Here is a 9,021-nt window from a genome sequence, read left to right as displayed (position 1 = left end):
ACCCTCTAAAAAATATTTTTCAGAGGGTTTTAATCTTAGTATGCTTCTAAAAACTCAGTAACTTGCTCTTCAGTTTTTGCGTTAGCACTATGTAAGTGGCCAAGCTTCTCGCCATTTTGATATACAAGCAGGCTTGGAATACCCATTACTTGATACTCTTCCGCAATACTTGGGAACTCATCTTTATTAATAGAATACCATTCAAACTTATTGAACTCTTCCATTACATCTCCGATAAAGTTGTCCATTCTTACGCAATCTGGACACCATGTAGTAAAGAACTTAACAACTACTGGCTCCTCGCTTGCGATGATGTCTTTGAATTCCTTGTCAGACTTGATTTCTCTCATGTTTTTGACTCCTTCCATTGTCATACGGAAATGCGAGTATTTTTATGCAAAATCCGTAATTGCAAACATTAGTGTTTTTGAAATAGATTGTTTGCAAAATCTTCGACTGCTTTTTCTTGTAGGCCTGGTACAACATGTGAGTAGGTGTCTAATGTGATACCTACTCTTTTATGTCCTAATCGTTCACTGACAATCTTCGGATGAATACCCTGCTTTAACATTAATGTTAAAGCAGGGTATGTCTTAGATCATGGAACCGAATATCAGGAACCCCACTTTTCTTTATAAGCTTTTTCCAGAGCTGTGTCAAACTTCTGAAATTGCAAGGGTTACCATTATAGGTTGGGCAAACCAAATCATAATTATTATATCCATCACCATACCGTTCTTTTTCTTCAGTTATTTTCTGAAAGTGTTCTTGAAGAGCCAGCAGAGTAATTTCAGGCAAAACAATTAATCTCTTTCCTGAAGATGTTTTAGGCTCATGAAACTCTTTGGTAATATGCGAGAGGGAACGCTTAACAGATAAGGTCCGTCTCTCAAAATCAATATCTTTCCATTGTAGCCCTAAGATTTCTCCTTTACGCATTTCACAAGTGATAGCTAATAGGTATGCAACATAGTATCTGCTATCTTTTGCATTGTCTAAAAAGCAAAGTACATGTTCTTCTGACCAAGTATTTACTGTTCTTTCTTCGCCTTTTGGAGGGCTTACTACATCGGCAACATTCTTTTTTACAATTTCGTGTCTCATAGCATAAGCAAGTGCGGTGCGAATAATCTGGTGAATACTTCGAACTGTAACAGGCTTCATACCTTCAGATAAATCGGCATAAAATTTTTCGAGATCCACACCTTTTAATTTTTGCATTGGAATGTTTCCGAGTTTTGGTATAATATGATTGTTAATATGTTTTCGATAGTTGTAGTACGTGGTTTCTCGAAGATTTATCTTCCTTGCTTCAAGATATTGAAGGAAAAATTCACGTACTCTCATTTTTGTGGGCTCAATATATGAGCCTTCTTCTATTTCTACGATTTTTTTAGCCATGTCGGCTTGTGCTTCTTTTTTTGTCTTATATCCTGAAAACCATTTCTGTCTTCGTTTGCCAGTCTCTGGATCAGGTCCGATATCAATGATTATTGACCACTTGGTTCCTCTTTTTCGAATATGCCCTTTCACTGTATACACTCCTTCATCTCATATTGATTCATGTTGTGTAAGTCTAGTTGTAATTTTGCTGCTATGAAAATTACATGTTTGGACATATCAGCGATGGCTATATATTACCATATAAAATAAATTTAGCTATAGGAGAGGGCTTTCATTTGTTGTTAAATAATAGTGAAATTTGATAGGCTATCTATGTTTTTTTATAAAGAAAGAAGGAATGAAGTTTGATTTTAATAAATATGTGTTTTTAGAAAAAGTAACATCATGTGTTAATGGATAGGTAAATTAATAATTGTGGTGATTGTTTTTATCGAACTTTGTTATTTACTGTTAATGTTTTTTAAATGCAATATTGCATAATTTATTTGAACCGCTAAAAAATAAGGTATTTATTAATATATTCAACTTTCTCAAGTATTTTCAGAATATGAGAGAATAGATGTTTGGGTTGTTTGTGGTAGAATATTCTTAATAATATAATAAGACGGAACGAAAAAGACCCATAGCGTGTGTAATTGTGCTGGGACACTTTAACACCGTTTAACCTAATTGTAGTAGGGAAAACATTTGCCATGAGCCTTTCGGTTACAATTATGTGTAACATATACGGCTAGTATAACACAGCTTTTAGATGTAATTCATCATTAAGGTGCGTTTTCATGATAGGGAAGTGTGTCTTGTTCCAATAAGGGGGACAAAACATGTGGAAAGCTCTAAATCAAATTGAAAAAGAATTGTGTGTAGCTGGAATAAAGAAAAGTAAGCTAGCAAATCATTGGGATGTTAAGCCCAGTACCGTTACAAAAATCTTCAAAGGTAACACAGACATGAGTTTTGGCTTTCTTTCCAAAACAGTCATCCTATTAAATAAAGGCAAGCAGGTTCAAGAGAACATGTTAAAAGATTATATTGAAGTGACAAAACCAAAATCAGAAAACTTACGTGAAGCGATGGAAGATCTAACTTTAAGAGGAAAATTTAATCTTTTAAATAAAATCATTAATAGTGAATTGCAATCAAAAATATCAGAAAATAGAGAATTCGCTAATGTGTATCGAATTATTTATAAACGGTATATAGGTGAACTAAATGCCGCACAGTATCATCAAGCATTGAGCTTGGAGAGTAAATCTATAAAAACATCAGAAATGGAAGTGTTAACTGAAATTTTATTATGCCAAGCACAATATCAATCTGGTAATTTTACAGCTTTAAAAGAGCGATTGAAATCTCTTGAAATAAAAATTGATAAAATAAGAAATAAGTATATTCGAGAATGTTTTAAATTACGATATAAAGAAGCTACCGCCGTTACTTCATTGCAGGGTGGAGAGGTCGTTGAAACGAGACATGTCTGTATGGAATTATTAGATGATCTTGAATGGGATAACTTTTTTCTTTTCCGAAAGTAAATGCGTATTTAAAGTTAGGTGAATCGTATGTTTTCTCAGCGAGTGAATACGAGACGTCAAAGTATTATTTGGAAAGGACTTTAGAAGTGATCGGAGATAGTAACACTGATGGAATAAAGCGAAAAAGAGAAATGGTACAACATACATTGTCATTTCTAAAGATTCATCATGATAAAGAAATTAGTAATTTAGATGTTGTTCATCCAGGTGAATTAGCATATTTAAGGATTAAACAAGGTAACAGAGTGGAAGCGAAAAAGTTATTGAATCAATTAAAAGAGAAAAATGGTAAATTAACAGACATACAGACTACATATTTAGCTTTAACATATGAAGGAGCTAAAAAAGAAGAGCTAATGAAACAGTCTCTTCTAATGTGCCAAAAATCAGGGAATATTTTTTATTCAAATTTACCGAAAATACACTTGGGTTTAATTTGAATAATTGGTATAATTATCATCGGGGAGAGGTGGAAAAATGAAGAAAATAATTGCAATTATTCCTGCACTTTTATTAGCTACTACATTGGTTGTGAACACTGATTCTGCGAAAGAAAAGCCTAGTACAAACGATTTAAAACCTGTAGTCCAACATATGATGGTTGATCCTGGTGGCGGTTGGTAAGATACGTAATTAAAGATTACATATATATTCAAAATGACATCGTCTTAATTGACGATGTCATTTGTAGTTTTAGAGGAAATTTCCTTTTTAGGTGAACGAATAAAAAAGAAATTTATGTAAAAAATTACAAAATCGATAAGGGGGATAAGAGAAGATGAAGAATACAGAAGGGGAAGTTAATCTGATTAAACAAGCATTATTACTTTTACAAGAAGAAGATAATCCAAAGGAAAAATTATTATCTATCTGCTTGAGTGAGCCTAAAAGAGAAAAAGCAATGTAAAAAAGACTATCTAATCTTCGGATAGTCTTTTTTCTTTAAATATTCCCTTTAGATTTTTCATAATTCACAAACATTTCTAGTTGTTCCAGTGCCTTTTTTCGTTGCTCTTCAGGTAATTTATTAATGATTTGTAGAATTTCTTGAGCTTCTTTTGTAAGATGTAGATTTTGATCTACTGTTAAATCTGGTGAATCAGATAATCCAAACAGATAATCAGTAGTGACTTTTAAATAATTAGCTATCCTTTGAAGTGTACGTGTACCTGGTTGTTTTTTTCCCTCAACATAGTTATAAACAGAAACATGGCTAACACCAATTGCATCAGCTAATTGTTGTTGAGTAACCCCTCTTTTTTCAATTAGCGACTTTAACCTTTCATGATTAAACATATTCCAAGCTCCCCAAAATTTATTTATATTGTTTTATATTATGCACATTTTATTTTATATAACCTTACTGACATTATATATTAACTGTCAGTTAAGTTGGAAGAGGGAATTTTCTTAAAAAAATTAAATAAAAGACTTGAACTTAACTAAAGGTTAAGTTATTATGAACTTAACAACAAAAACGGAAGAGAGGAGTTGCAAATGAAAACTCTAAAACAGCTACGTGAAGAACAAGGATACACATGTAAGGAAGTAGCTGAAGCCGTTGGTATTACCGAGGTGTATTATTGGTACATAGAAAATGGCAAACGCCGTCCTTATTATGATTTAATTGTAAAAATTGCTGAGTTTTTTAAAGTTAAACTAGATGCAATTAAAATTTTTTGACCTCAGCTTAATCTAAAGTTAAGTTGAATGGGGAGGAGCAAAAGAAAATGACAATTGAAGAACAAATCCAACAAGCAGTAACAAAAGCAATTCAACCATTAATAGAAATACTACAAAACCAACAGCAACAAGTTGTTAGACAGAAGCCTTTGCTAACTTTAGAGGAAGCAATGGAGATCTTGGGAGTTGGTAAGAACAGAATGTATGAAATTGTTAAAATTGATGGCTTTCCGGCATTTAGAGAAGGTAAACGGTGGATGATCAATACTCATAAATTTTACGAGTGGATAGAAAAGCAAGCAGAAAATAAAAAGATGATGTAGGGGGTGTATTTATGAACTTAGAGGAATCGTTAAAAGGAATTATTCGTGAAGTTGTGAGAGAAGAGATTAGAGCAGCTTTAGCTGAATTCCAACAACAATCACAACCAAATAAAGTAATGCGAGTTAAGGAAGCGGCAGCTTATCTCAATATAGCAGTTTCTAGAATGTATGAATTAGCAAATCACCCACACTTTCCGGTGATTAGGGAAGGCCGAAAACTACTTTTTCTGCAAAAGGACTTAGAAGCATGGCTTGAAGCACAAAAGGAGGTGATTTAGTGGAAGATACAACATCATTATCAATATTCGGAATGTTAATTGTCTGTAGTGCCTGGTTAGGATACATCACATATGAGCCAATCAAAAGATGGGCTTGGAGTGATGTAGAACAAAAGGAAAAGACCCACTGCAATGGGTCCCTTTAGAAAAAACACTTGTTATAAGTATATCACGGGAATTCAGTAAGTAGTACAAGCGGATAAAAATAAATAGATTTTTTAGTTGGTTGCAAAAGGAGGAACAAATAATATGGCTATATTTAGACAAGTTCACACATCGTTTTGGAATGATGTAAAGGTGCAAGAGGATTTTACGCCTGAGGATAAATTTTTCTTCTTATATTTATTAACAAATCCACAAACTAAACAAATTGGAGTATACCAAATTACTAAAAAACAAATGGCTTTCGAAACAGGATACTCACACGAGACTATAAAGGCTTTAATGCAGCGATTTGAGGAATATCACAAGTTAATAAAGTACGATGATGAAACTAGAGAATTAGTGATTTTCAATTGGGGTAAATACAATCTGAAAAAAGCGGGCAAACCAGTGGAAGATTTAATTAAGAAAGAATTAAAAGCAGTAAAGAACATATCCTTGCTAATTCCAATTTGTAAACATATAGAGCAAAAATCCATTAAAAAGTTAATTGAAACGTATATTAACGATTCGTATTACGATACGTCAACGAACCGTGATACGAATCGGGGGCAAGAAGAAGAAAAAGAAGAAAAGAAGAAGAAAAGAAGAAGAAAAGAAGAAGAAAAGAAGAAGAAAAAGAAGAAGAAAAAGAAGAAGAAACATTTTCATTAGTAGAAAATCCGGCTATCGATTTTTATATGAAAAATTTCGGGGTTATATCTCCTTTTATGGGAGAAGAAATAAATCAATGGGTAGATGATCTCAATCAAGATTTAGTAGTAGAAGCTATGAAAATCACCTTAGAAAACAATAAACGTAATTGGTCTTATACAAAAGGGATTCTAAAAGATTGGCATCAACAAGGCTTTAAAACAATTCAAGATGTAGAAGCAGCGCAAGCAGAATTCCGAAGACAACAACAAAGTAAAAAGCGTACTGGTAAAGGTTATGCCAAACGAGCGGAAGCTGTACCAGAATGGTTACATCATCGAGAAGAACCTGAACCAATACAACAACCACAGCAAGTTCAAAATGATAATCAGAAACGGTTGGATGAGATATTAAGCAAATATAAAAATACTAAAGGGGAGTAAGGTATGAAAAACACAGGTGTTGTAAGAAAAGCGGACGAGCTAGGGCGTGTAGTAATTCCAGTAGAGTTACGCAGAACTTTGGGGATTGCTGAAGGTACAGCACTAGACTTTCATGTTGATGGGGAAAACATGGTTTTAAGAAAACAAGAAAAATCATGCTTTGTAACAGGTGATGTGTCTGAATCCAACTTGGAATTACTGGACGGAAGGATGTTTTTGAGCAAAAAAGGTGCAAGTGAGTTGTTGGATGCTATTGAGAAGAGTGGGATGGTAAATGGCTAAACAACTAAATATTTTCGATGTAGAGCCAGCAATTTGTGAGTTCGATGTAATGAAAGCAAAAGTGAAGAGAGGAACTGGAAGCGTTACATATGCTGATGTGCGTGTCCAAGTTCCCAAGAATGCTAAGTGTACGGATGAATTACCACGCACAACTAAACAAGATGATCGTTATGACATCTTTGAACAATATACAATGGCAATTTGGAGATTTCAACGAGCTGTAGATAAGCTTTTTAATTGGGAAACAGCTGAAGAATTGTGCAAGGCAGCAAGGGATAAAAAAGAAGCAATTCCAGTACGGATTTATTTAGGAAGTGGCTTTAAGCCTGATGTTGTCGAGTACATGCGTTAGTAAAAGGGAGATGGATATATGAAAAAAGTAGAAATTGATGTTAGTAGCAATAAGCTTTTAATAGTGAAGGATGGAAATGTTACAGCATTCAATCCACCGGAGAACGGGTTCGGTGAGCAAGTTGCAGTTTGGATTAATGGGAGAGTTGATCGTGTGGATACTAAGTTTACTAAAAAGATAAAATAATCACTTTTAGAAAGTAGGTTCGCTTATGAGTGTAGCAAGAAACCATGAAGCGATGAAGGAATCAAGGTTAAAGATATACATCGCTTTAGAGGAAGCTAACTTCATTTGGGATGAAAGAGATGTAATTCGTTTTCGTGAAATGTGGAGTCAAGGTATGAGTTTACCAAAGATGGCAAAAGCGTTAAGGAGGCACCAAGCGGAGGTGGCGCTCCTTGTAATAGATCAAGCTGATCAGGATTTAATTAAAAATCGTCCGATAGGATTAGGGATTTGCTAAATAGGAAGGGGAAAACAAAATGAAAGCAATGAAAAATGGAGCATTTGAAGTAACAAAATTAATCAGTAAATCAAAGGAAGTACAAGCGGCAATGAATTTCAATCAAATTTCTGAATTAGATCAATACCAAGAAGCAACATTACGCACATGGAATATAAATAACGATTTCGGTGGATGTGTTTTAAATGCAGCATTAGGACTTACGGGAGAATCTGGTGAGGTTGCGGATATTGTAAAAAAAGCTATTTTTCATGGTCATAGATTCGAGCCAGCTCATTGTCCAGGTGAAGAGGACGGGAATACTCATAAATTAGCTTTAGAGTTGGGGGACATTATGTACTATATCTCCATTATGGCCCACGAAATGGGATATACATTAGAAGATATTGCTCAAATGAATATCGCAAAATTAGCAACAAGATATCCAGATGGATTTAGCAGGGAAGCTAGTCAAAAACGTGTCGATGTGAAGTAATGTTAAATATAGATTTTTAAATAAAGGGTGGTAAGAAATGAAAAAAACGAAAATGATTGAAGTGTTTCGTGCAAAAACGTTAGATGGACAAGTTCCACAAATGAACGATCATTATAGAAGTGTATATTCCGAAGTTCAGTATAAAAATGAGTCTGAAGGATATGTGTCCGTACTTGTACTAGAAGATGAGGTAAAGGCAAGAAATGAATTTACTAATAAATGCATGGATTGGTTAAAGGAGTTAGAAAAAGAACATAGCGTACTAGCTCATAAGCTAGCACGCTGGCACAATATTAGACTACGCTGATAGATTTAACAGCTGATGTAAGATATAAAGTTGCATCACTGTCGTCACCAATTGAAAACATGTCATGTGAAAGCAGGAATCCGCCAATTCCTAATCTTTCATCTAAAGTAGCTATTGCAGAACCTTCTTTTTCAAAATCGCCTTGCACATTACCTATGTACATTTGCTGAAGGTAAAATAATTGTTCGTTTGGTTTATCAGTACGTGGAGCATTGTTGATTCCAACTAAAATAGTATCTTCATGGATTTCAATTTTTTCACCATCGAGCATATTTATAATCACCATATATTCCACCTCCTTCCAATAATAGATTTTACAGCAATATTGGAGGGAGAGCACTAAGAAAACAATATAATCAAATTTGAATTTTATAAGAATCGGAGAGTGAAAAAGATGCATGCATCAACTGATTTCCTATTAGCATTATCTACAAAGTTACAAGAGATTGCAGATAATACATCAGACATGGAAACATTAACGGAGCTAAGCGAGCTTATCGATAAGATTAATGAAAGTATTTAAAACCAAACAAAAGCGTTATTTGAATAGAAAAGGATGAGCGGATTGAAATCTGAAGAAGTTAACCAACTTATTAATGATTTATAAAGAAGAGCATCCAATTTAAAACGGGTCCGAAATGGCTTTTCAAAAATTCATAGTGAAGAATATCGTGATGGCGTTAA

The 9,021-nt window shown here is 33.9% G+C and carries 18 protein-coding genes and 3 pseudogenes; 16 read left to right on the top strand and 5 right to left on the bottom strand.

The annotated features are described in order from the left end of the window. Positions 1-35: 35 nt before the first annotated feature. The 3 genes and pseudogenes from CDB3_RS12915 to CDB3_RS32375 all read right to left on the bottom strand — a co-directional run. The gene (locus CDB3_RS12915; RefSeq protein ID WP_001206934.1) at positions 36-350 is read right to left on the bottom strand and encodes a thioredoxin family protein; all 315 of its coding nucleotides are present in this window, start codon (positions 348-350) and stop codon (positions 36-38) included. Positions 351-418: 68 nt separating this feature from the next. Beyond that, positions 419-939, bottom strand: a pseudogene (locus CDB3_RS32380) (site-specific integrase). A 294-nt stretch (positions 940-1,233) separates the two neighbouring features. Next, a pseudogene (locus tag CDB3_RS32375) lies at positions 1,234-1,533 on the bottom strand (Arm DNA-binding domain-containing protein); the annotation flags it as partial. A gap of 692 nt (positions 1,534-2,225) precedes the next feature. Here CDB3_RS32375 and CDB3_RS32975 point away from each other — a divergent pair. The 3 genes and pseudogenes from CDB3_RS32975 to CDB3_RS32360 all read left to right on the top strand — a co-directional run bounded on the left by CDB3_RS32975 (position 2,226) and on the right by CDB3_RS32360 (position 3,843). Then, a pseudogene (locus CDB3_RS32975) lies at positions 2,226-3,376 on the top strand (AimR family lysis-lysogeny pheromone receptor). Between the two features lie 37 nt (positions 3,377-3,413). Beyond that, entirely contained in the window at positions 3,414-3,560 is a 147-nt protein-coding gene (locus tag CDB3_RS12900) for a complement C1q protein (RefSeq protein WP_128854771.1), read from the top strand. A gap of 154 nt (positions 3,561-3,714) precedes the next feature. Continuing rightward, positions 3,715-3,843, top strand: a complete 129-nt coding sequence (locus CDB3_RS32360) for a hypothetical protein (RefSeq protein WP_256869787.1) — start codon at positions 3,715-3,717, stop codon at positions 3,841-3,843. A gap of 35 nt (positions 3,844-3,878) precedes the next feature. Here CDB3_RS32360 and CDB3_RS12895 read toward each other — a convergent pair whose 3' ends face one another. After that, positions 3,879-4,232, bottom strand: coding sequence for a helix-turn-helix domain-containing protein (locus CDB3_RS12895; RefSeq protein WP_128854770.1), 354 nt, complete (start codon positions 4,230-4,232; stop codon positions 3,879-3,881). A 201-nt stretch (positions 4,233-4,433) separates the two neighbouring features. Between CDB3_RS12895 and CDB3_RS12890 the strand changes: the two genes are divergently transcribed. The 12 genes from CDB3_RS12890 to CDB3_RS12845 all read left to right on the top strand — a co-directional run bounded on the left by CDB3_RS12890 (position 4,434) and on the right by CDB3_RS12845 (position 8,337). Then, positions 4,434-4,619 (top strand): helix-turn-helix domain-containing protein, encoded by a 186-nt coding sequence (locus CDB3_RS12890; RefSeq protein WP_128854769.1) that lies wholly within the window; start codon positions 4,434-4,436, stop codon positions 4,617-4,619. 47 nt (positions 4,620-4,666) lie between these two features. Further along, the gene (locus CDB3_RS12885) at positions 4,667-4,942 is read left to right on the top strand and encodes a helix-turn-helix domain-containing protein (RefSeq protein WP_128854768.1); all 276 of its coding nucleotides are present in this window, start codon (positions 4,667-4,669) and stop codon (positions 4,940-4,942) included. Between the two features lie 11 nt (positions 4,943-4,953). Then, entirely contained in the window at positions 4,954-5,220 is a 267-nt protein-coding gene (locus CDB3_RS12880; protein WP_128854767.1) for a helix-turn-helix domain-containing protein, read from the top strand. After that, complete coding sequence (locus tag CDB3_RS31680; RefSeq protein WP_179139698.1) at positions 5,220-5,366, top strand: hypothetical protein; 147 nt, start codon at positions 5,220-5,222, stop codon at positions 5,364-5,366. The genes CDB3_RS12880 and CDB3_RS31680 overlap by 1 nt, the downstream gene beginning before the upstream one ends. Before the next feature lie 103 nt (positions 5,367-5,469). Next, positions 5,470-6,036 (top strand): hypothetical protein, encoded by a 567-nt coding sequence (locus CDB3_RS32355; protein WP_256869785.1) that lies wholly within the window; start codon positions 5,470-5,472, stop codon positions 6,034-6,036. Positions 6,037-6,092: 56 nt separating this feature from the next. After that, the gene (locus CDB3_RS32350; protein WP_256869783.1) at positions 6,093-6,458 is read left to right on the top strand and encodes a DnaD domain-containing protein; all 366 of its coding nucleotides are present in this window, start codon (positions 6,093-6,095) and stop codon (positions 6,456-6,458) included. A 3-nt stretch (positions 6,459-6,461) separates the two neighbouring features. Continuing rightward, a complete protein-coding gene (locus CDB3_RS12870) occupies positions 6,462-6,740 on the top strand; it encodes an AbrB/MazE/SpoVT family DNA-binding domain-containing protein (protein WP_128854766.1) in 279 nt (92 codons plus the stop codon). After that, complete coding sequence (locus tag CDB3_RS12865) at positions 6,733-7,092, top strand: cell division protein SepF (protein WP_128854765.1); 360 nt, start codon at positions 6,733-6,735, stop codon at positions 7,090-7,092. Before CDB3_RS12870 ends, CDB3_RS12865 begins: the two co-directional genes overlap by 8 nt. An 18-nt stretch (positions 7,093-7,110) precedes the next feature. Next, positions 7,111-7,278, top strand: a complete 168-nt coding sequence (locus CDB3_RS12860) for a DUF3954 domain-containing protein (RefSeq protein WP_128854764.1) — start codon at positions 7,111-7,113, stop codon at positions 7,276-7,278. A gap of 25 nt (positions 7,279-7,303) precedes the next feature. Beyond that, positions 7,304-7,555 (top strand): helix-turn-helix domain containing protein, encoded by a 252-nt coding sequence (locus CDB3_RS12855; RefSeq protein ID WP_128854763.1) that lies wholly within the window; start codon positions 7,304-7,306, stop codon positions 7,553-7,555. Between the two features lie 19 nt (positions 7,556-7,574). Further along, complete coding sequence (locus tag CDB3_RS12850) at positions 7,575-8,030, top strand: nucleoside triphosphate pyrophosphohydrolase family protein (RefSeq protein ID WP_128854762.1); 456 nt, start codon at positions 7,575-7,577, stop codon at positions 8,028-8,030. A gap of 37 nt (positions 8,031-8,067) precedes the next feature. Next, positions 8,068-8,337 (top strand): hypothetical protein, encoded by a 270-nt coding sequence (locus tag CDB3_RS12845; RefSeq protein WP_128854761.1) that lies wholly within the window; start codon positions 8,068-8,070, stop codon positions 8,335-8,337. Here the strand turns inward: CDB3_RS12845 and CDB3_RS12840 are convergent. Further along, positions 8,324-8,623 carry a hypothetical protein gene (locus CDB3_RS12840; protein WP_128854760.1) on the bottom strand — a complete coding sequence of 100 codons (300 nt, stop codon included), beginning with the start codon at positions 8,621-8,623 and terminating at the stop codon, positions 8,324-8,326. The genes CDB3_RS12845 and CDB3_RS12840 overlap by 14 nt on opposite strands. Positions 8,624-8,731: 108 nt before the next feature. Here CDB3_RS12840 and CDB3_RS32345 point away from each other — a divergent pair, with 108 nt between their 5' ends. Beyond that, a complete protein-coding gene (locus CDB3_RS32345) occupies positions 8,732-8,860 on the top strand; it encodes a hypothetical protein (protein WP_256869665.1) in 129 nt (42 codons plus the stop codon). Positions 8,861-9,021 lie beyond the last annotated feature (161 nt).

Source organism: Bacillus sp. CDB3 (genome assembly GCF_002081505.1).
GTDB classification, from domain to species: Bacteria; Bacillota; Bacilli; order Bacillales; family Bacillaceae_G; genus Bacillus_A; species Bacillus_A cereus_AT.
The sequence above is the reverse complement of the archived record's forward strand: the minus strand, read 5'-3'. Positions and strand labels throughout refer to the sequence as shown.

Coding starts and splice junctions, on each gene's coding strand:
- CDB3_RS12915 (WP_001206934.1), bottom strand. CDS start 350: ATGAGAGAAATCAAGTCTGACAAGGAATTCAAAGACATCATCGCAAGC.
- CDB3_RS12900 (WP_128854771.1), top strand. CDS start 3,414: ATGAAGAAAATAATTGCAATTATTCCTGCACTTTTATTAGCTACTACA.
- CDB3_RS32360 (WP_256869787.1), top strand. CDS start 3,715: ATGAAGAATACAGAAGGGGAAGTTAATCTGATTAAACAAGCATTATTA.
- CDB3_RS12895 (WP_128854770.1), bottom strand. CDS start 4,232: ATGTTTAATCATGAAAGGTTAAAGTCGCTAATTGAAAAAAGAGGGGTT.
- CDB3_RS12890 (WP_128854769.1), top strand. CDS start 4,434: ATGAAAACTCTAAAACAGCTACGTGAAGAACAAGGATACACATGTAAG.
- CDB3_RS12885 (WP_128854768.1), top strand. CDS start 4,667: ATGACAATTGAAGAACAAATCCAACAAGCAGTAACAAAAGCAATTCAA.
- CDB3_RS12880 (WP_128854767.1), top strand. CDS start 4,954: ATGAACTTAGAGGAATCGTTAAAAGGAATTATTCGTGAAGTTGTGAGA.
- CDB3_RS32355 (WP_256869785.1), top strand. CDS start 5,470: ATGGCTATATTTAGACAAGTTCACACATCGTTTTGGAATGATGTAAAG.
- CDB3_RS32350 (WP_256869783.1), top strand. CDS start 6,093: ATGGGAGAAGAAATAAATCAATGGGTAGATGATCTCAATCAAGATTTA.
- CDB3_RS12870 (WP_128854766.1), top strand. CDS start 6,462: ATGAAAAACACAGGTGTTGTAAGAAAAGCGGACGAGCTAGGGCGTGTA.
- CDB3_RS12865 (WP_128854765.1), top strand. CDS start 6,733: ATGGCTAAACAACTAAATATTTTCGATGTAGAGCCAGCAATTTGTGAG.
- CDB3_RS12860 (WP_128854764.1), top strand. CDS start 7,111: ATGAAAAAAGTAGAAATTGATGTTAGTAGCAATAAGCTTTTAATAGTG.
- CDB3_RS12855 (WP_128854763.1), top strand. CDS start 7,304: ATGAGTGTAGCAAGAAACCATGAAGCGATGAAGGAATCAAGGTTAAAG.
- CDB3_RS12850 (WP_128854762.1), top strand. CDS start 7,575: ATGAAAGCAATGAAAAATGGAGCATTTGAAGTAACAAAATTAATCAGT.
- CDB3_RS12845 (WP_128854761.1), top strand. CDS start 8,068: ATGAAAAAAACGAAAATGATTGAAGTGTTTCGTGCAAAAACGTTAGAT.
- CDB3_RS12840 (WP_128854760.1), bottom strand. CDS start 8,623: ATGGTGATTATAAATATGCTCGATGGTGAAAAAATTGAAATCCATGAA.
- CDB3_RS32345 (WP_256869665.1), top strand. CDS start 8,732: ATGCATGCATCAACTGATTTCCTATTAGCATTATCTACAAAGTTACAA.